At 64.7% G+C, this 20,073-nt stretch carries 14 protein-coding genes; 4 read left to right on the top strand and 10 right to left on the bottom strand.

What is annotated here, in order from left to right:
• Positions 1 to 1,227, top strand: coding sequence for a 5-aminolevulinate synthase (gene hemA, locus IP65_RS05485; RefSeq protein ID WP_022678263.1), 1,227 nt, complete (start codon positions 1 to 3; stop codon positions 1,225 to 1,227).
• 139 nt (positions 1,228 to 1,366) lie between these two features.
• On the opposite strand, the gene katG is transcribed toward hemA, so the two are convergent.
• Positions 1,367 to 3,634 (bottom strand): catalase/peroxidase HPI, encoded by a 2,268-nt coding sequence (gene katG / locus IP65_RS05480; protein WP_054131082.1) that lies wholly within the window; start codon positions 3,632 to 3,634, stop codon positions 1,367 to 1,369.
• 122 nt (positions 3,635 to 3,756) lie between these two features.
• On the opposite strand from katG, the gene IP65_RS05475 reads away from it, so the two are divergent.
• Entirely contained in the window at positions 3,757 to 7,194 is a 3,438-nt protein-coding gene (locus IP65_RS05475; RefSeq protein ID WP_231627570.1) for a TonB-dependent receptor domain-containing protein, read from the top strand.
• Positions 7,195 to 7,402: 208 nt separating this feature from the next.
• On the opposite strand, the gene IP65_RS05470 is transcribed toward IP65_RS05475, so the two are convergent.
• The 3 genes from IP65_RS05470 to IP65_RS05460 all read right to left on the bottom strand — a co-directional run bounded on the left by IP65_RS05470 (position 7,403) and on the right by IP65_RS05460 (position 11,390).
• A complete protein-coding gene (locus IP65_RS05470; RefSeq protein WP_054131081.1) occupies positions 7,403 to 8,608 on the bottom strand; it encodes a type III PLP-dependent enzyme in 1,206 nt (401 codons plus the stop codon).
• A 237-nt stretch (positions 8,609 to 8,845) separates the two neighbouring features.
• A complete protein-coding gene (locus IP65_RS05465) occupies positions 8,846 to 10,042 on the bottom strand; it encodes a carboxynorspermidine decarboxylase (RefSeq protein ID WP_054131080.1) in 1,197 nt (398 codons plus the stop codon).
• Between the two features lie 142 nt (positions 10,043 to 10,184).
• Complete coding sequence (locus IP65_RS05460) at positions 10,185 to 11,390, bottom strand: saccharopine dehydrogenase family protein (RefSeq protein ID WP_022678258.1); 1,206 nt, start codon at positions 11,388 to 11,390, stop codon at positions 10,185 to 10,187.
• Between the two features lie 203 nt (positions 11,391 to 11,593).
• On the opposite strand from IP65_RS05460, the gene IP65_RS05455 reads away from it, so the two are divergent.
• Positions 11,594 to 12,850 carry a DUF3419 family protein gene (locus IP65_RS05455; RefSeq protein ID WP_231627569.1) on the top strand — a complete coding sequence of 419 codons (1,257 nt, stop codon included), beginning with the start codon at positions 11,594 to 11,596 and terminating at the stop codon, positions 12,848 to 12,850.
• Positions 12,847 to 13,500, top strand: coding sequence for a class I SAM-dependent methyltransferase (locus IP65_RS05450; RefSeq protein ID WP_231627564.1), 654 nt, complete (start codon positions 12,847 to 12,849; stop codon positions 13,498 to 13,500). The genes IP65_RS05455 and IP65_RS05450 overlap by 4 nt, the downstream gene beginning before the upstream one ends.
• A gap of 82 nt (positions 13,501 to 13,582) precedes the next feature.
• On the opposite strand, the gene IP65_RS05445 is transcribed toward IP65_RS05450, so the two are convergent.
• From IP65_RS05445 to IP65_RS05420, 6 genes are all read right to left on the bottom strand, one after another.
• On the bottom strand, positions 13,583 to 14,791 hold the full coding sequence (locus IP65_RS05445) for a class I SAM-dependent RNA methyltransferase (protein ID WP_054131077.1): 1,209 nt from the start codon (positions 14,789 to 14,791) through the stop codon (positions 13,583 to 13,585).
• Positions 14,788 to 16,164, bottom strand: a complete 1,377-nt coding sequence (locus IP65_RS05440) for an NAD(P)H-hydrate dehydratase (RefSeq protein WP_231627563.1) — start codon at positions 16,162 to 16,164, stop codon at positions 14,788 to 14,790. Before IP65_RS05440 ends, IP65_RS05445 begins: the two co-directional genes overlap by 4 nt.
• A 28-nt stretch (positions 16,165 to 16,192) precedes the next feature.
• A complete protein-coding gene (locus IP65_RS05435) occupies positions 16,193 to 16,588 on the bottom strand; it encodes a hypothetical protein (protein WP_054131076.1) in 396 nt (131 codons plus the stop codon).
• The gene (ilvD, locus tag IP65_RS05430) at positions 16,588 to 18,444 is read right to left on the bottom strand and encodes a dihydroxy-acid dehydratase (protein WP_054131075.1); all 1,857 of its coding nucleotides are present in this window, start codon (positions 18,442 to 18,444) and stop codon (positions 16,588 to 16,590) included. The genes IP65_RS05435 and ilvD overlap by 1 nt, the downstream gene beginning before the upstream one ends.
• Before the next feature lie 87 nt (positions 18,445 to 18,531).
• On the bottom strand, positions 18,532 to 19,278 hold the full coding sequence (locus IP65_RS05425) for an N-formylglutamate amidohydrolase (protein WP_054131074.1): 747 nt from the start codon (positions 19,276 to 19,278) through the stop codon (positions 18,532 to 18,534).
• Complete coding sequence (locus IP65_RS05420) at positions 19,275 to 20,072, bottom strand: 4-(cytidine 5'-diphospho)-2-C-methyl-D-erythritol kinase (RefSeq protein WP_022675290.1); 798 nt, start codon at positions 20,070 to 20,072, stop codon at positions 19,275 to 19,277. The genes IP65_RS05425 and IP65_RS05420 overlap by 4 nt, the downstream gene beginning before the upstream one ends.
• Between the last annotated feature and the right edge of the window lies 1 nt (position 20,073).

Below are 20,073 nucleotides of genomic sequence, written 5' to 3'. Positions count from 1 at the left end.
GTGAACTACGACCAGATTTTTGATGCTGCCATCGATCGCCTGCACTCCGAAGGTCGTTATCGCGTTTTCATCGATATCCTGCGCAACAAGGGCGCCTATCCCAACGCGCGCTGCTTTGCCGGCCACAACGGCCCCAAGCCGATCACCGTATGGTGCTCCAACGATTACCTCGCCATGGGACAGCACCCCAAGGTGATCGCCGCCATGGAAGAAGCGCTGCACGATGTCGGCGCTGGCTCTGGCGGCACCCGCAACATCGGCGGCAACACCCACTATCACGTCGATCTCGAAAACGAGCTGGCTGATCTCCATGGCAAGCAGGGCGCGCTGCTGTTCACCTCGGGCTATGTCTCGAACGACGCGACGCTGTCCACGCTGGCCAAGGTGCTGCCGGGCTGCGTGATCTTTTCCGACGAGTTGAACCATGCCAGCATGATTGCCGGCATTCGCAACTCCGGCGCGGAAAAGCGCGTGTTCCGTCACAACGATCTGGAGCATCTGGAAGAACTTCTGGCGGAAACCGATCCTGCCGTGCCCAAGCTGATCGCGTTTGAAAGCGTCTATTCGATGGACGGCGATGTCGCCCCGATCCACGCGATCTGCGACCTGGCCGACAAGTACAACGCCCTCACCTACATCGACGAAGTCCACGCCGTGGGCATGTATGGCCCGCGCGGCGGCGGCATCACCGACCGTGACAACGCGGCCCACCGCATCGACATTATCGAGGGCACGCTCGGCAAGGCCTTTGGCGTGATGGGCGGCTATATCGCAGCCGACAGCCGGATCATCGACGTGATCCGCTCCTATGCACCGGGCTTCATCTTCACCACCTCGCTCTCGCCGGTGCTCGTGGCCGGCGTGCTCGCCTCGGTTCGCCACCTCAAGGCGTCATGCGAAGAGCGCGACGCCCAGCAAGCCGCCGCCGCCACGCTCAAGCAGCTGTTCCGCGATGCCGGCCTGCCGGTGATGGACAGCACTACGCACATCGTCCCGCTGATGGTCGGCGATCCGGTCCGCGCCAAGAAGGTGTCGGACATCCTCCTCGCGGAATACGGCGTCTATGTGCAGCCGATCAATTTCCCCACCGTGCCACGCGGAACCGAGCGCCTGCGCTTCACCCCTGGCCCGGCCCACACCGAGGCGATGATGCGCGACCTGACGCAAGCCCTGGTGGAAATCTGGGAACGGCTTGAACTGGAAATGTCGCAGCGCCAGGCCGCCTGACGCTTTCATCCTCAAACACAGGAAAAGGCCCCCGGACCGCAATCCGGGGGCCTTTTTCTTTAAGCCCCATCCTCTTCAGCGGATGGGGTTTGGGGATGGTGGAAACCAGGCACCAGCCCAGCCCCCACCTCCACCCATATCAGAACCGATCTGCGTTCATCACCTTGGTCCAGGCCGCGCCGAAATCGCGCACGAACTGTTCCTTGGCATCGTCCATGGCATAGGCCTCGGCCACGGCGCGCAGTTCGGAATTGGAGCCAAAGATCAGGTCCACCGTCGTCGCCGTCCAGCGCGGCTTGCCGCTGGCACGGTCGCTGCCCTGATAGAGGCCCGCTGCCTTGTCAGACTTCTTCCATACCGTGCCCATGTCGAGCAGGTTGACGAAGAAATCATTGCTCAACGTGCCAGGCTTGGCCGTGAGCACGCCGTTGGCCGAATGGCCGGTATTGGCATCGAGCGCGCGCATCCCGCCCAGCAGCACGGTCATTTCCGGCACGCTCAGGCCCAGCATATCGGCCTTGTCCACCATGGCTTCCGCCGGGCCCTGCCAGTTCGACGGGGCATCGTAATAGTTGCGGAACGGATCCGCCACGGGTTCGAGCACGGCAAAGCTGGCCGGATCGGTCTGCGCCTGGGTGGCATCGACACGGCCTGGCGTGAACGGCAGCGCCAGCGTGACGCCGCCCTTGGCTGCGGCCTGTTCCACCGCCGCATTGCCGCCCAGCACGATCAGATCGGCCAGGCTCACCTTCTTGCCGCCCGGCGCGGTTTTGTTGAAGCCGGCCTGGATTGCCGCCAGCTTGGCTAGCACCGCGTCAAGCTCGGCCGGATCATTGACCGCCCAGGCTTTTTCGGGGCTCAGGCGAATGCGCGCACCATTGGCGCCACCCCGCATATCGGTGCTGCGGAACGTGCTGGCCGAAGCCCAGGCGGCGCGGATCAGTTCGCGCTGCCCCAGCCCGCTCGCCAGGATTTGCGCCTTGAGCTTGGCGATGTCACCGGCATCGATCATGGCGTAATCGGCCTTGGGCAGCGGATCCTGCCACAGGAACGATTGCGCTGGCACGTCAGGGCCGATGTAGCGCCCCTTGGGGCCCATGTCGCGGTGGGTCAGCTTGAACCAGGCGCGGGCAAAGGCATCGGCAAACGCCTGCGGGTCCTTGCGGAACTTGAGCGCGATGGCGCGGAAGCCGGGGTCTTCCTTCACCGCGATATCGGTGGTGAACATCATCGGCGCGTGTGTCACGCCGGCCAGATGCGCATCGGGCACGATCTGCACGTCCTTGGCGTTCTTGGGCGTCCACTGCTTGGCACCGGCCGGGCTGGTCGTCAGCACCCAGTCAAACCCGAACAGGTTGTCGAGATACTGCGTGGTAAACGCGATCGGATTGGCCGACCATGCGCCTTCCAAGCCGCTGGTCACGGTGTCTTCGGCGTTGCCCTTGCCGCACTTGTTCTTCCAGCCGAAGCCCTGGTCTTCCACCGGGGCGGCTGCCGGCTGCGGGCCGGTGCATTCCTCCGGCTTGTGCGCGCCGTGCGCCTTGCCGAAAGTGTGGCCACCGGCGATCAGCGCCACAGTTTCCTCGTCGTTCATCGCCATGCGGCCAAAGGCGCGGCGGATATCGGCCGCTGCCGCAATCGGATCGGGATTGCCGCCCGGCCCTTCGGGATTCACATAGATCAGGCCCATCTGCACCGCGGCGAGCGGGCCCTTGAGCTGGCCATTGGCGCCGATGCGGCTGTTCGCCCCGTCGAGCCACTTCTTCTCGCTGCCCCAGAACACCATGTCCGGCTCCCACGCATCGACGCGGCCACCGGCAAAGCCCAGGGTCTTGAAGCCCATCTGCTCCAGCGCGACGTTGCCGGTCAGCACCATGAGATCGCCCCACGAGATCTTGCGGCCATACTTCTGCTTGATCGGCCAGAGCAGGCGGCGCGCCTTGTCGAGGTTGGCGTTATCTGGCCAGGAATTCTGCGGATCAAAGCGCTGTTCGCCGCCGGCCGATCCGCCACGACCATCGACCGTGCGATAGGTGCCGGCGCTGTGCCAGGCCATGCGGATGAAGAACGGGCCGTAATTGCCATAGTCGGCCGGCCACCACGGCTGAGACGTGGTCAGCACCTTGGCGATGTCGGCCTTCACTGCCGCCAGATCGAGCGTCTTGAACGCAGCAGCATAATCGAAATCGGCGCCATAGGGATTCGATTTCACGTCATTCTGGCGCAGCGGCGACAGGTCGAGGCGGTTGGGCCACCAATCCTTGTTGGTAGTGGCAGTCTCACTCGCGGCCATGGCCGTGGGTGCGGTTGCGGCGGGGGCCGCTGCTTCGGCATGGGCCAGCGATGTGCCCCAAGGGGCAGTCATCGCCAGACACAAAGCGCCCAGCGAGCGATGAATATGACGCATTGCAACAATCTCCTGCGTTTTGATAAGACAAACATAGGCGCTGCCGCAAACGCGATGGCGTGCGGCACGAATTGTTTCCGAATATATTCAGACCAACAGAACGAACGCGACCATCAGGCAAAATGCCTGATGACAGGTTAGAAACAGCAATTTCGTGGATTTCAGATCATGTCATCCCGGCGTTGCAAATACACTTCCCCTTCATCACGAGTTCAGGGTGTGTCTTTCCGCAATTCGTGGCTTGGCGGAAACAGATTTATCCGGTCACAAAGATTGCCGAAATCGATCATGCGGAAAAGGGCGGGAACCAAGGTGCAACCACGTGCGTTGCAGCGCGCGAGCGATGCCGTGTGTTGCGAACGAATGCCGCAGTATTGCCCCAAAGGCCAGGGTGTAACCTGGCTGCAACACCCGGACAAGCCATTGATCGAATTGGCGCAAAACAGTTGCGTTTTGATACCTCCCACGCAAGTTTGGTCGCACTTGCAACAAACGGGGGCTTTATGGCCGCGACTACTTTTTCGCAGCGCCGCATGCGTGCCTTGGCAGCTACGGCGTCATTCCTTGTTCCTCTGACCCTGGCTGGCGTGGCGCACGCACAATCCACCGACGCGGCCCCCGCCTCGGCGGAACAGGCTGCACCGGCCGACGCGTCCGACGCCGAAATCGTCGTCACTGGTTCGCGCATCACCCGCGCGCCGATCACCGACCAGCCCGTGGCCACGCTCGGCAGCGACCTGATCGAGCAGCGCGGCTATACCAACGTGGGCCAGGCGCTGCAGCAGCTGCCGGGCTTCGGCGTTCCGGGCAACAGCGTCGCCGGTGACCAGGGCAGCTTCGGCGCCGGCCAGACCTTTGCCAACCTCTATAACCTGGGTTCGCAGCGCACGCTCACCCTCGTCAACGGCATGCGCTTCGTCAGCCCGGCGACCGGCTCGATCTTCGGCGCCGTTGCCGGCAGCCCGGTGGACCTCGGCCAGATCGCGCCGAGCCTGGTTGACCGCATCGAAGTCGTCTCGGTCGGCGGTGCGCCGATCTATGGCTCTGACGCGATCGCCGGTACCGTCAACATCCTGTTGAAGAAGAACTACGACGGCGTGGAAGCCAATGGCTCCTATGGCCTGTCGAAGTATGGCGACGGTCAGGACTACAACTTCTCGGTGCTAGCCGGCAAGAATTTCGCCGAGGGCCGCGGCAACATCACTGCCAACTTCTTCTACGACAAGCAGAACGGCATCACCGGCGCGCAGCGTCCGACCACCTATGGTGGCGAGGCATCGTTCTTCGGGACGGCCTTGGGCGATACCACGTATGCCTACCAGCTCTACGGTGGCGGCCTGCACTATAACGTGTTCACCAACACCGGCATGCCGATGTATCGGGACAACTATCCGATCCTAGGCAATGCTCCAGCTGCCGCGATCACCAACGCAGGTGGCCAGGCACTGGTCTTCAACCGTGCCGGCCAACTGGTGCCGTTCAAAAATGGTCAGGAAACTGGCAGCCTCATTTCCCAGGCTGGCGGTGACGGCTTTGCGATCGGCGACTACAGCAACTTCCTCGTTTCGTCTGAGCGTTATCAGGGCACTGTCCTCGCGCACTACGATGTGAGCGACAGCATCCGATTCAATGGTGAAGTTTGGTTCAGCCGGAATTACGCGTCGAACACTGCTGGCCAGCCGTTTTATAACTATCGTGGTTTCGGCCGAGCGGGCGACACGAACGGCAACCTTATCCTAAGCACGGATAACCCGTTCCTGAGCGCGGCGGATCGCGCCACGATCATCAGCAGCCTGACGGCGAACGGCGCCAACCCCAGCCGCTTCTACATGTCGCGCGCGAATACCGATCTTTCGACGGGCGAATTCCGCACCAGTTCCGACCTTCTACGCTTTGTTGGCGGGCTGACCGGCGATATTCAAGCAGGTGAACGTAAGCTCACCTGGGAAATCAACGGCACATACGGCCGTTCCATTTCTAGCACCACCTCGCGCGAAATCGTCACGCAGAATTTCTTCAACGCGCTTGATGCCACCACCGACGGCACTGGCAACATCATCTGCCGCCCGGGCTATACCAATGCCGCGATTGCCACGTTCAGCTCCACTTGTGCGCCGCTGAACATCTTTGGCAATGGTAACGCCAGCAAGGCCGCGCTCGATTATATCACCGCACAGGCGACCACCCGCCAGATCAACAAACAGTCTGACATCATCGCCGATATCAAGGGCGATCTCGTCAAGCTGCCGGGCGGCTTTGCCAAGTTCGTGCTGGGTTACGAGCATCGCTATGAAAGCGCGCGTTTCGATCCGGGTGCGTTCTATTACGGCCAGGACAACGGCGACGGCACGCGGTCGCAGTATGGCAACTCGATCCCGATCGATCCGGTGGCGGGCAGCTACAACACCAATGAAGGCTTTGGCGAAATCAGCCTGCCGTTTATCTCGCCCGACAACGCAGTGCCGGCGGTATATCGCTTCGAAGTCAACGCGGCGGGCCGCTATGTGAAGAACAGCATCGCTGGCGGCTTCTGGACCTATACCGGCGGCGCCACTTATGCACCGGTCAAGGACTTGACGCTGCGCGGCAATTACACCCGCTCGTTCCGCGCACCGTCGATTACGGAATTGTTTGCACCGATCGGGTCGATTTTCGACACCGCCAACGACCCGTGCGACAAGCGGTACATCAATCAGGGGCCAAACCCGACGAACCGCGCCGCCAACTGCGCCGCAGCGGGCGTTCCCGCCAACTTCACATCCAACGTGGTTGACTATACAGCGCAGGGCACCTCGGGTGGCAATCCGAAGCTGCGCAACGAAGTGGCCAACAGCTGGACGATCGGCGGCGTGTTGCAGCCCAGCTTCCTCCCTGGCCTGACGATCACCAGCGACTATGTGAATATCAAGATCAAGAACGAGATCGCAACGCTCAGCCTGACCGATCTCATGAACGCCTGCTATGACTCGGCCAGCGGCAGCAGTCCGTATTGCAGCACGTTCTCGCGTGACGCGGAAGGCCAGGTTAATGGCTTTGCCGAAGGCAACTACAACATCGGTCTGGAAGTGTTCCGGGCCCTGCAGACCTCGGCCAAGTGGAACCTCCCGCTCAGCCGCCTCGGCCTGCCTTCGTCGGCCGGTGCATTGCTGTTCGACGTGAACTACCTGCATACCTTCCGCCACTACTACCAGATCGGTGAAGGCGATTTCACCAAGACGGTGGGCGGCGTTGCCGAACCGACCGACAACTTCACGGCAACGGCAGTCTGGGCCACCAAGTCGATCAACTGGATGTGGCAGGCTACCTACTATGGCCCGGCCAAGGTTGCGGTGAACTCGGCCGACACGGTGTATCAATACCCGCGCGTGGGCGCCTATGTGCTGTTCAACAGCGCACTCGGCTTCAACGTCAACGACCGTTTCAGCCTGCGCTTCAACGTCAACAACGTCTTCAATCGCAGCCTGCCGTTCCCCTATGCCCTCGGCAGCGCGACTTCGACCCGCTACTACGACGCTGTGATGGGCCGCTACATGCGCGTTACGGCTGGCATCAAGTTCTGATGACCACGGCTGCGTGGCGGTTTCGGCCGCCATGCAGCACGGGCCGCAACGCCCCATACTACACAACAAAAAAGGCCCCGCCGATGCGATCGACGGGGCCTTTTTTCTGGGTTGCGACCCGATTGGACTCGGGATGTGGGCAAATTATATCGATTGCAACATGACACAAAAATGAACCGGCGGACCGCAATCCGCCGGTTTCATATTTTCAGCGCAGCGAAACCACGTTGTCGCCGGTGCGCAGGTGGCGACGGCTGCCGTTGTACTGGCTGGCCATCGGCTCGTCCGCCACGGTGTAGGTTTCCACCGCTTCAAAGCCATTGAACGCGGTCTTCATCGCCGCACCATAGGCACCGAGCATACCGATCTCGATATAGTCGCCGGCACGGACATCGCCGGGCAGCGGGAACGGCCCTTCCATGAAGTCCATGTCGTCGCAGGTCGGGCCATAGAAGCTGAAGTCCTGCGCCTCGACGCTGCCAGCGGCATCGTTGTCGGCTTCGCGCAGCAGGCGCACCGGAAAGCGCCAGCCCACATGTGCGGCATCAAACAGCGCGCCATAGGCGCCGTCGTTGATGAACAGCTCGTTCTCGCGGCGCTTTTCAACGCGCACGATGATCGAGTTGTATTCCGCGCACAGCGCACGGCCCGGCTCGCACCACAGCTCGGCCGAGTAGGACACCGGCAGCGATTCGTAGGTACGGTCGATCAGCGCGAAGTAATCTTCGAGCGGCGGCGGCTCCATGCCCGGATAGACCGACGGGAAGCCCCCGCCAACGTCGATGATGTCCACCGTCACGGCAGCATCGACGATCGCGGCGCGGGCCTTTTCCAGCGCCAGCACATAGGCATGCGGGCTCATCGCCTGGCTGCCCACGTGGAAGCACACGCCCAGGCAATCGGCCAACTGGCGGGTCTGCTGCAGCAGTTCACGCGCATCGACCAGGTCGACGCCGAACTTCGACGCCAGGCTCAGTTCCGAATGCTCGGACGATACGCGCAAGCGCACGCAGAGCGTGAGATCGGTGGCGCCATTGGTCGCTTCCCGGATTTTTTCCAATTCGTCGAGCGAGTCGAGGCTGAACGTGCGCACGCCATGGACGTGATAGGCCTCGGCAATGGCGCGCGGCGCCTTGACCGGGTGCATGAAGCACAGCGTAGCTTGCGGCAGCGTGGCGCGCACCAGCTTGACCTCGGTGATCGAGGCTACGTCATAGTGCGTGACACCAGCGTCCCAGAGGATGCGCAGGAGGTCAGGAGAGGGGTTCGCTTTGACAGCATAGAGCGACTTGCCCGGAAACTTCTCAACAAAGAAGCGGGCTGCGCGCGCTGCTGCATGCGGGCGGTTCAAAATGGCGGGTTGGTCAGGCGCGGTGGCGCGAACTACAGCCCGTGCATCAGGATGAATGTGCAACTCAAGGGACCCCCAAACGGAACGTGGAACGAAAGCTGCCTTGCGGTTTGGAAGTCCCCATGGGGCAGCGAGGAAGCGCTAAATAAGGCTCAGGGGGGGAACTTCAAGCGAAAAAATCCCCCTTTCACAAATCTGTCACAGTGCCAGCCTCGGACTGGCGCACCCCCGCCCCGTCCGGGCGCAGATAGCACCTCGACGAGAGCGGGCAACAGACTGTTTTAAAGAGATATTTTCCGGTTAGCTCAGCCGGTCGCGGAAATCTTCATAGGCAAACCGGCGTACCAGCTTGAGCGTGTCCGCCCCGCTGTCCCACAACCAGATCGAGGGCAGCGGCACACCGTTGAACGTGGTCGTCTTGACCATCGAATAATGCGCCTGATCCAAGAACGCGAAACGCACGCCCGGCTCGGCCGGAACCGGCAGGCGATAGTCGCCGATCACGTCCCCCGCCAGGCACGATGGCCCGCCCAGCCGCACCGGAGCATCGCCGGCGCCATCCTCGTATTCGTCGATCGGCAGCTCGCCCAGCATTGCCGGACGATAGGGTGCCTCAATCACGTCGGGCATGTGGCACGTGGCCGAAATGTCGGTGATCGCAATGTCCACGCCGTTCCAATGGCGATCGAGCACGGTGCCCACCAGGATGCCGGCGTCGAGCGCCACGGCCTCACCGGGCTCGAGATAGATCTCGCACCCGGTCTGGGCCTTCACCTCGCGCAGGAAGGCCACCAGGTCATCGCGCTGGTAATCCGCGCGGGTCACATGGTGGCCGCCGCCAAAGTTCAACCACTTCAACTGGCCCAGGAACGGCGCGATACGCGGCAGCAAGGCGTCCCAGGTGCGGCGCAGCGGCTCGAAATCCTGCTCGCACAGCGTGTGGAAATGCAGGCCGGACACGCCCTCGAGATGCTCTGGCTGCAACTGGTCCACCGGAAAGCCCAGGCGCGAATGCGGCGCGCAGGGGTCATAGCGCGGCACTTCACCTTCCTGGTGCAGCGGATTGATCCGCAGGCCCACGTCGAACGCCTGGCCATCGGCGCGCGCCTGCGCCAGCACGGGGGCAAAGCGCGCGATCTGGAACGGCGAATTGAAAATCACGTGATCCGAAAGCGCGCAGATTTCGGCCAGGTCTTCCGCCTTGTAGGCCGCGCAATAGGTCGCGATCTCGCCCTGGTAGTGCTCGGCCGCCAGCTTGGCCTCCCACAGGCCCGAAGTGCACACGCCGTCGAGGTATTCGCCCACCACGGGCGCCACCTGCCACATCGAAAAGGCCTTGAGCGCGGCCAGAACCTTGATCCCGGCCCGATCGCGAATGTCCGCCAGGGTTGCCAGATTACGCCGCAGGGCCTGCACATCGACGACGAAAGCTGGGCTGTCGACGCGCGACAGATCGAAATGGGCGAAGGCGCCCGGATCACCGGCTCTGGTTTCCATGAAGGTGCGGCCTTTCTGTGGTGTGCGGGTGGCTTCCACCACCCCCAACCCCCTCCTCTGAAGAGCAGGGGGCTATTTGGGTCTTACTCCCCCTCCTCTTGAGAGGAGGGGGTCGGGGGGTGGTGCGAGGCCTTGCGAGACCTCAGAACTGCAGTGGGCCTGCCAATTCCTTCACCTGCCAGGGCAGGCCATGCTGGTTGAGCATGTCCATGAACGGATCGGGATCGAGCTGTTCGATGTTGAACACGCCCTCGCCCTTCCACAGGCCCTGCACCATCAGCGCCGCGCCGATCATCGCCGGAACGCCAGTGGTGTAGCTGATCGCCTGGTTGCCGGTTTCGGCAAAGGCGTCTTCATGGTCGCAGATGTTGTAGATGTAGAACGTCTTTTCAACGCCGTCCTTGGTGCCGGTGGCAATGTCACCGATATTGGTCTTGCCCTTGGTGGTGGCGCCCAGCGACGCCGGTTCGGGCAGCACGGCCTTGAGGAACTGCAAGGGAATGATTTCCTTGCCTTCATAGACCACCGGATCGATCCGCGTCATGCCCACGTTCTGCAGCACGGTGAGGTGCGTGATATAGGCGTCGCCAAACGTCATCCAGAAACGGATGCGCTCGATTTCCGGCAGGTGCGTCTTCAGGCTTTCGATTTCTTCATGATACATGAGGTACATGTTCTTGGGGCCGACCGCCTCGAAATCGAACTGCTGGCGGATCGTCAACGCCGGGGTTTCCACCCATTCGCCGTTCAGCCAGTGGCGCGCCGGGGCCGTCACTTCGCGGATGTTGATTTCCGGGTTGAAGTTGGTGGCAAAGGCCTGCCCATGATCGCCGCCGTTGCAATCGAGAATGTCGAGCGTGCGAATCGTGTCGAGCTTGTGCTTCTTGAGCCAGCCGGCAAACACCGACGTCACGCCCGGGTCAAAGCCCGAACCGAGCAGCGCCATCAGGCCCTTTTCCTTGAAGCGTTCCTGATAGGCCCACTGCCACTTGTATTCGAACTTGGCTTCTTCGCGCGGTTCGTAGTTGGCGGTGTCCATATAGTGCACGCCGGCCGCCAGGCACGCGTCCATGATCGTGAGATCCTGGTACGGCAGTGCCAGGTTGACCACCAGCATGGGCTTCACCTGGTTGATCAGCGCGGTGGTAGCGGCCACATCGTCTGCGTCGATCTGATAGGTGGCCACGTCAACACCGGTGCGTTCCTTCACCGATGCGGCAATCGCGTCGCACTTGCTCTTCGTGCGGCTGGCGAGCGCGATGCCGGTGAAGATATCGGCATTCATCGCCATCTTGTGGACCGCGACCGAGCCGACGCCGCCGGCGCCAATCACAAGAACCTGAGCCATGGTCACTCCATAATTCGAGAAAACAGGGGGCATTCGGCCTGCCCGGCACAGGGCAGACCCATCATGGGCAGGCCCCATAGGGCAAGCACATGACAAACCCAAGTCCTATTGCGGGCAACGCAACCGGGGCGAAACCCGATATGCCGCCGGGTTTGCCATATTACCGCAACGCCGCTGCCTTAAACCGGTGCCCATCCATACGAATGGGAAAGACACTGGCCATGGAACTGCAACGCCACCGGGGCCAACCCGGCGCCGGCAACCCGATCACCCGCTCTGTCGTGCGCAAGGGCGCCGGCGTTGCCCACCGCCTGCTCGATCATGCCTTTGCCCTGGCGTTTCGCGGGCTGGTCTATGCGCAGATCTGGGAAGACCCGGATGTCGACATGGGAGCCCTGCAGATCCGGCCGGACAGCCGCGTGGTGGCGATCGCCAGCGGCGGGTGCAACGTGCTGTCCTATCTGGTGGCCGATCCCGAAAGCATCACGGCCGTCGATCTTAACACCGCGCATATCGCGCTCAACAAGCTCAAGCTGGCCGCAGCGCAGGGCCTTCCCGACCATGCCGCCTTCCACCGCTTTTTCGCCCAGGCGGATAGCCCGGCCAACATCGCGGCCTATTGCGCGCATCTGGCGCCCATGCTCGATGAGCCGACGCGCCGCTATTGGGAAGGACGCGACCTGATTGGCCGGCGCCGCATCGGCGGCTTTTCCAAGGGCATCTACAAGCGCGGGCTGCTCGGCAATTTCATCGGCGTGGCGCATCTGCTGGCCAAGCTCTATCGCATCGACCTGGCACAAATCCTGGCCGCCCCCACGCAAGAGGCGCAGCGCGCCGTGTTCGAGCGCGAACTGGCCCCGGTGTTCGACAAGCGCTTCGTGCGCTGGCTGACCGACCAGCCCGCCGCGCTGTTTGGTCTTGGCATTCCCCCGGCGCAGTTCGATGCCTTGGCCGGGGACCAGCGCATGGCGCAAGTGCTGCGTCGCCGCCTGGAAAAGCTGGCCTGCGATTTTCCGATCGAAGAGAACTATTTCGCCTGGCAGGCCTTTTCACGCGGCTATGCCCGCGATGGGGATGGGCCGCTGCCGCCCTATCTCCAGGCCGGGAACTGGGACGCCGTGCGCGCCCGCGCCGGCCGCGTGACCGTGCTTCACGCCAATTTCACCGAGCATCTCGCCACGCTGCCCGATGCCTCGCGCGATCGCTATGTCCTGCTCGATGCGCAAGACTGGATGACCGATACCCAGCTCAACGCGCTGTGGCAGCAGATCACCCGCACCGCGCGGCCCGGCGCCCGCGTGCTGTTCCGCACTGCGGCCCAGCCCACGCTGCTGCCAGGCCGCGTGGCGCCCGACCTGCTTGACCGCTGGACCTATCACGCGCAGGCCAGCGCCGGCTTTACTGCGCGGGATCGCTCATCGATCTATGGCGGCGTCCACCTTTACGAACTGCGCGCATGACGATGCTGGCCGGGCAGGCGTGCGCGCACGGCGCGCTGATGGATGCGATCTATCGCCGCCAGGTGCGCATCTATGACATCACGCGCAAATATTACCTGTTCGGCCGCGATCGCCTGATCCGCGGGCTGGACGCTGCGCCCGGCGCCCGCGTGCTGGAACTGGGCTGTGGCACCGGGCGCAACCTAGCGATGATCGCGCGGCGCTGGCCCGGCATGCGGCTGTTCGGCATCGATATCTCGCGCGAGATGCTGGGCAGCGCGCAGGCGCGGCTGGGCGATGGCGCGCGGCTGGCACTGGCCGATGCCAGCGCTTTCGATGCAGCCGCGCTGTTCGGCACGGCACGCTTCGATCGCATCGTCATCTCGTTTGCGCTCTCGATGATCCCGCCATGGCAACAAACGGTGGCCCATGCCGCCACCCTGCTGGCGCCGGGCGGATCGCTGCACATCGTCGATTTCCACGATGCCGCCGGCCTGCCCGGTCCGCTGCGCCGCCTGCTGCATGCCTGGCTGACGCGCTTTCATGTGACGCCGCGCACCGAACTGGCCAAGCTGGCCCAGGACATCGCCACGCAGCAGGGCCTGTCTTGCCAGACCCATACCGGCGCCTTTGGCTATTACCGCCTGATCGTGCTCACCCGGTCACGCTGACACCCTGTGTGCAGGCCTGTGGATAACCTGCGCACAATCCTTGGATATCGCCGGGAAAGCCTGTGCATTGCGCCGGCCCTGATCAGGCGCCTGCGCGCACGAACAGGCTCGCCAGTTCGACATGGGTGGACCAGCGGAACTGCCCCACGGCCTTGAGCCCTTCCAGGCGATAGCCAGCCGCCACCAGCGTTGCCGCATCACGGGCCCAGCTGGCCGGGTTGCAGCTGATATAGACCACCCGCGCCACGGTTGATTCCGCGATCTGCCCCACCTGCTCGCGCGCACCGGCGCGCGGCGGATCGAGCAGCACGGCAGCGAAGCGGTTCAGTTCTTCGGCCCGCAGCGGATTGCGGAACAGATCGCGGTGCAGCGCATGCACCGGGCGGCCCTGGCTGCGCGCCGCCGCCTGGCAGGCCAGATGCGCATCGCGCGCGGCTTCCACCGCCAGCACCTTGGTGCCCAGCCCGGCCAAAGCAAAGGCAAAGGTGCCCAACCCGGCAAAGAGATCAGCCACCGTGCTGGCGCCGGCCAGCCAGCCCTGTGCGACGGCGACCAGCGCCGCTTCGCCATCGGCTGTCGCCTGCAGGAACGCGCCCGGCGGAATGCCCACGGCGGTACCACCCAGGGTGATCGTCGCCGGATCAGGCTCCCACGTGGTTTCCGGGCCATAGCCGGTATCGATCGTCAGCCGCGCTAGGCGGTGATCGCGGGCGAAATCCAGCAACGCCTCGGTCCGTGCCAGATTATCGGCCACCAGGCCGGAAAAGCCGACGGCCACGCCCTGATCGGCCAGCGTCAATTCCACGTCCACCGCCAACTTGCGATCCTGCCAGCTTTCCAGCAGCGTGCGCAGCGGAGCCACCAGCGCCATCAGTTCGGGCGCGATGACATGGCATTCGCGCATGTCGATGGTCTTGTGGCTGCCACCCTCGCGAAAGCCCAGCACCACGCGGCGGCCAATTGCCTGCGCATGCAGGGTGGCGCGGCGGCGGGTGCGCGGCGGCGAAAGGTGGGTCGGCGCTGGCGTGCCGGGGTCCAGTTCCTGCCCCTTGGCAGCGCCGATCACCCGGCTGCCGACGAAATCGGTCAGCGCGGCTTCGGAAAGATGCTGCAACTGGCAGCCACCGCAGGCCGGAAAATGCCGGCAGGGCGGCTCGACATGGTTGGGCCCCCAGGTCAGCGTGCCATCGGCCTCCAGCATGTCACCGGGGGCAGAGAGTGCGACATAGCGGCCATCGGCCGTAGCGCCCTCACCCTTGGCGGCAACGCGCACGATCGGTGCCGCGCTCATGCCAGCACCTGTTGCATCGCACCGGCAATGGCGTGGGCCAGATCGCCGCTGGTAAAGGCCGGGCCGGCCAAGCGCGCTGCTTCGCCATGGAGCCACAGCCCTTCCTGCGCGGCGCGATGCGGATCGCGCAGCACGGCCAGGCGGCTGGCAACGGTGCCAGCCAGCACATCGCCGCTGCCGGCCACCGACAGCCACGACGACGCGCGCGGCGCCACCGTCACAGCGCCATCGGGCGCGGCGATCACACTGTCCGGTCCCTTGAAAATCACCACAGCGCGGGCGGCTTGCGCCAGTGCTACGGCGCGCGCGCGCCGGTCACCCGTGCCGGAAAGTCCAAAATTGCGTTCCAAAACCTGCATCTCTCCATCATGCGGGGTCAACACCAAGGGTGTTCCCCGCAGCATCGCCGGCACCAGCAAGACCAGCGCATCGGCATCAATCACCATGGGCCGGCCTGCACCAAGCGCTGCAGCCAGGCGAGCCCGCGCCACGCCATCGCGGCCCAGCCCCGGCCCCACCAGTAACGCGGCAAAGCGATTATCGTCTAACGCGGCTGCCAGCGCCGCTTGCTCGGCAGTGTCACGCACCACCAGTTCCGGCGGCGGCCCGGATAGCGCGCTTTCGCCCGCTAAGACCTGTACATAGCCTGCCCCACCGCGCAGCGCGGCCGTGGCCGCCAGAAGCGCCGCGCCGGGCATGGCACCGGCCACGATGCCCAGCAAGCCCCGGCGATACTTGTGCGCATCGGCCGTTGGCGCTGCCAAGACTGGCCGTGCCAGCACATGCGCCGCGCCGGGCACCGTGCCCACGCCAATATCCACCAGCCGCAGCGCGCCCATCGTGGCGCAAGCCGGCATCGCATAGTGGGCATGCTTCCATGCCCCCAAGGCCAAGGTCAGATGCCAATCGGGCAGACCGGGATTGAGGCATTCGCCGCTATCGCTGGCCACGCCGCTGGGCACATCGATCGCGATCCGATAGGCGTGCCGCGCGGCCAGATTGGCCAGCATCGCTGCCGATGCATCGTCCAGCGGCCGAGTCAGCCCGCTGCCGAACAGGCAATCGACCAGCACGCCGCCCAGCCCGTCAGCCGCGCTTTCCATAACGGTGCCGGCATACAGCGCCCGCGCCCGCTGCGCCGCCGGAGTGGCGGGCGGCCGGGGCGCGATCACGCACACACGCAAGCCAGCCTCGGCCAGATAGTGCGCGATGACATAGCCATCGCCGCCATTGTTGCCCGGACCGCACAGCACGGTGACGCGCCGCCCGGCCGCCACCCGGCGCACCCATTCCCCGGCGCCGCGCCCGGCCCGCTGCATCAGCGCATGGACATCGGTGCCGGCGGCGATCAGGGCATCTTCGGCGGCGCGCATCTGCGCGACGGTGAGGATTTGCACAGGGTCAGGGCTTGGCGGGAGCATCTGGTCCAGCCGGGGCACTGGCCGGGGCGTCGGCCTTCACTTTGGCGGGAAAGCGATAGCGGTCGCTGCCCACCGTCACTTCCAGCCGACCATCGGCCAGCCACGCCACCTGGGCGGGCACCACGCCATCGGCCGTCACCACGCCGCGCCCGTCATCAACCTTGAGCAGGCGGCGAAATCCGCCAGCGGGATGGTGCACGACCAACAAGTGCCGGCCCTGCTCCACCACCGGCTCCACCTTGCAATCGCGCGCAAAGGCGGTGGCGCCATCGGTGGCGCATTCGATGGTGACCATCGGCCGTTCCGGCGCAGAGCCGGCGCCCTGCCCGCAGGCAGCCAGCGCCAGCAGCGGCAGCAGGGCGGCCGCGCGCAGCATCAGCTCCGCTTCAACTGCGCCAGGTCGCGCACCGCGCCGCGCGCCGCGCTCGTGGTCATCGCGGCATAGGCCTGCAACGCCACCGAAACCTTGCGCGCCCGCGGCTTGGCTGGCTGCCAGGCATCGGCGCCCTTGGCCTCCATCGCGGCGCGGCGGCGGGCGAGTTCATCGGCCGACACCAGCACATCGATCTTGCGGCCAGGAATGTCGATGGCGATCAGGTCACCGGTTTCCACCAGGCCGATCGCCCCACCCTCGGCCGCCTCGGGCGAGACATGGCCGATCGACAGGCCCGAGCTGCCGCCCGAAAAGCGCCCGTCCGTCACCAGCGCGCAGGCCTTGCCCAGGCCCTTGGACTTCAAATAGCTGGTGGGATAGAGCATTTCCTGCATGCCGGGGCCGCCTTTGGGCCCTTCATAGCGGATCAGCACCACGTCGCCTTCCACCACCTGGCCGGTGAGGATCGCGGTCACCGCGGCGTCCTGGCTTTCATAGACCTTGGCCGGGCCGGTGAACGTGAGGATGCTTTCATCCACGCCCGCTGTTTTCACGATGCAGCCGTCGGCGGCGATGTTGCCGGCCAGCACGGCCAGCCCGCCGTCCTGGCTGAAGGCATGGGTGGCGCTGCGGATCACGCCGTTTTCGCGATCGAGGTCCAGCTCGGCCCAGCGGCGGCTCTGGCTGAATGCGGTCTGCGTGGGCACGCCGCCAGGGGCCGCGCGATAGAACTCCTGTACCGAGGGCGCATTGGTGCGCGCCACGTCCCACTGCGCCAGCGCATCGGCCATGGTGCGTGCATGAACCGTCGGCGTATCGGTATGCAGCAGCCCGGCGCGGTCCAATTCGCCCAGGATCGCCATGATCCCGCCGGCGCGGTGCACGTCTTCCATGTGCACGTCATTCTTGGCCGGTGCCACCTTGGACAGCACCGGCACCCGGCGCGACAGGCGATCGATGTCGGCCATGGTGAAATCGACCCCGGCTTCGTGCGCGGCGGCCAAGAGGTGCAGGACGGTGTTGGTCGAACCGCCCATGGCGATGTCGAGGCTCATCGCGTTTTCAAACGCGCGGAAGTTGGCGATCGAGCGCGGCAGAGTGCTCTCGTCACCCTCTTCGTAATAGCGCTTGCACAGGTCCACCGCCAGGCGACCTGCTTCCAGGAACAGGCGCTGGCGATCGGCGTGGGTCGCCAGGGTGGAGCCATTGCCGGGCAGGGAGAGGCCGAGCGCTTCGGTCAGGCAGTTCATCGAATTGGCGGTGAACATGCCCGAGCATGAACCGCACGTCGGGCAAGCCGACCGCTCGATATCGGCCACTTCCTCGTCGGTGTAGTTGTCATCGGCGGCCACGACCATGGCGTCGACCAGGTCGAGCGCGTGTTCCTTGCCGCGCAGAACAACCTTGCCCGCTTCCATCGGCCCGCCCGAAACGAACACCACGGGAATGTTGATGCGCATCGCCGCCATCAGCATGCCCGGCGTGATCTTGTCGCAGTTGGAGATGCACACCATCGCATCGGCGCAGTGCGCGTTGACCATGTATTCCACGCTATCGGCGATCAGATCGCGGCTCGGCAGCGAATAGAGCATGCCGTCGTGGCCCATGGCGATGCCATCATCCACCGCGATGGTATTGAATTCCTTGGCAACGCCGCCCGCGGCCTCGATCTCGCGCGCCACCATCTGGCCCAGGTCCTTGAGGTGGACGTGGCCCGGCACGAACTGCGTGAACGAGTTTACCACGGCGACGATCGGCTTGCCGAAATCGCCATCCTTCATCCCCGTGGCGCGCCACAGGCTGCGCGCGCCCGCCATGTTGCGGCCGTGGGTAGAGGTGCGGGAGCGGTAGGCGGGCATTGTTCGGAAACTCCAGGCATGCAATTTTCTCGCGCCGCGCAGGCGCAAGCACGTGCCCCTACTCCACGTGAGCCGACGCGTCCAAGGTTACATTTGCGACTTTTTGGCGAGGCCCGCAACCACCGCTGGCAACAACCGGGAGAGCCGCGCGGCCCACTCCGCCTGGCCCGCCGCGTCGCCAATCAGATCCTGGCGCAGTTCCAGCCCGACATAGGCCCGCCCGTGCGCCTCGGCATGGCGGTTCATCGTGGCATTGAGCAGGCGGCCCGAATAGGGCTGCTGATCGCCCACGCACAGGCCCGGCTCTTGACCCAGCCAATCGAGCGCCAGCGCTGCGGCGCGCGCATCGTCGTTGTACAACACGCCGACGTGCCACGGCCGCTGCTGTTCGGGATCACTTGAAAGACGCGGCGTAAAGCTGTGCAGCGAAAGGATTAGTGCCGGTTCATTCGCCGCCAGTATTCGCGCCAGCGCGGTATGATAAGGATCGAAGAACCGCGCCAGCCGCCCTGCGCGAGCAGCGGCGTCGAGCCGGTTGCCGGGGATCGCATGCCCGTCGCTCGCTTCGGGCACAACGCCCGGCGCATCGGCATCGCGATTGAAATCGCAGATCAGACGGCTCACCCCGCCCAGGAATGCCGCAACGCCCGGGGTTTGCGCCAGGATGGCGGCGATGCCGGCCACGCCAATGTCGATGGCCATGTGCTGGGTCAGCAGGGCAGGATCGATGCCCAGATCGATATCGCCTGGCACACGCGCCGATGCGTGGTCGGAAACGATCAGCACCCCACCTGTTGTGGGCGTGCCCAACAGGGTCCAGGCCTCGGCGCTCATCGCAACGCTCCGGCCAGAGTCCACCATGCACCAGGCATTGCCGCCTGCGCGGCATCGCGCGCGACGGTATCGTCAAACAGCGCAAAACACGTCGCGCCAGAGCCGGACATGCGCACCAGCCATGCGCCCGTGGCGCGCAACGCGGCGAGCACGTCACCGATCTGCGGCACCAGCGCCAGCGCCGGTGCTTCCAGATCGTTGCGCCCGTCCAGCGCGATGGTGCGCAGGTTTCCGGTAGGCAGCGGGCCGCGATCGACGCCATCCCAGCCCTTGAACACCGGTCCGGTCGCCAGCGGAATGCGCGGATTGACCAGCAGCACCGGGCACCCTGCCAAGTGATTGTCCACCGCTTCCAGCTCGGTGCCGGTGCCGCGCCCGATGCAGGCTTGGCTCGCTACGCAAGCGGGCACATCGGCGCCCAGCGCAGCGGCGCGCGCGTGCCAATCCTTCGGCAGGCCCTGCGCCCGCTCGACCAGGCGAAACACCGCGCCGGCGTCGGCCGATCCACCACCCAGCCCGGCCGCCACCGGCAAGCGCTTTTCCAGCGTGACCGCCCAGCCTTGCTCACGCGGCAGCGTAGTCAGCGCCTTGGCCACGATATTGCCAAAGGGATCGGCCAGTTCTCCGCCAAATTCACCGACCACGCGCAAGGCATCCTGCGCTGCCGGGCTTACCGCCAGTTCATCGCCGGTGTCGACAAAGGCGAACGCAGTTTCCAGCGCGTGATAGCCATCCTGGCGCCGCGCGCGGACGTGCAGCGCCAGGTTGATCTTGGCAAAGGCCGTTTCATCCATG

Origin of the sequence: Novosphingobium sp. AAP1, from assembly GCF_001295765.1 — a bacterium.
GTDB classification, from domain to species: Bacteria; Pseudomonadota; Alphaproteobacteria; order Sphingomonadales; family Sphingomonadaceae; genus Novosphingobium; species Novosphingobium capsulatum.
The sequence above is the reverse complement of the archived record's forward strand: the minus strand, read 5'-3'. Positions and strand labels throughout refer to the sequence as shown.

What these genes read in the sequence shown, in the direction of transcription:
- IP65_RS05440 (WP_231627563.1), bottom strand. Translation starts at nt 16,164, where the DNA reads ATGCGCGCCGCCGAAGATGCCCTGATCGCCGCCGGCACCGATGTCCAT.
- IP65_RS05420 (WP_022675290.1), bottom strand. Translation starts at nt 20,072, where the DNA reads ATGGATGAAACGGCCTTTGCCAAGATCAACCTGGCGCTGCACGTCCGC.
- IP65_RS05445 (WP_054131077.1), bottom strand. Translation starts at nt 14,791, where the DNA reads ATGAGCGCGGCACCGATCGTGCGCGTTGCCGCCAAGGGTGAGGGCGCT.
- IP65_RS05475 (WP_231627570.1), top strand. Translation starts at nt 3,757, where the DNA reads ATGCCTGATGACAGGTTAGAAACAGCAATTTCGTGGATTTCAGATCAT.
- IP65_RS05465 (WP_054131080.1), bottom strand. Translation starts at nt 10,042, where the DNA reads ATGGAAACCAGAGCCGGTGATCCGGGCGCCTTCGCCCATTTCGATCTG.
- katG (WP_054131082.1), bottom strand. Translation starts at nt 3,634, where the DNA reads ATGCGTCATATTCATCGCTCGCTGGGCGCTTTGTGTCTGGCGATGACT.
- IP65_RS05435 (WP_054131076.1), bottom strand. Translation starts at nt 16,588, where the DNA reads ATGCTGCGCGCGGCCGCCCTGCTGCCGCTGCTGGCGCTGGCTGCCTGC.
- IP65_RS05455 (WP_231627569.1), top strand. Translation starts at nt 11,594, where the DNA reads ATGGGAAAGACACTGGCCATGGAACTGCAACGCCACCGGGGCCAACCC.
- ilvD (WP_054131075.1), bottom strand. Translation starts at nt 18,444, where the DNA reads ATGCCCGCCTACCGCTCCCGCACCTCTACCCACGGCCGCAACATGGCG.
- IP65_RS05460 (WP_022678258.1), bottom strand. Translation starts at nt 11,390, where the DNA reads ATGGCTCAGGTTCTTGTGATTGGCGCCGGCGGCGTCGGCTCGGTCGCG.
- IP65_RS05450 (WP_231627564.1), top strand. Translation starts at nt 12,847, where the DNA reads ATGACGATGCTGGCCGGGCAGGCGTGCGCGCACGGCGCGCTGATGGAT.
- IP65_RS05425 (WP_054131074.1), bottom strand. Translation starts at nt 19,278, where the DNA reads ATGAGCGCCGAGGCCTGGACCCTGTTGGGCACGCCCACAACAGGTGGG.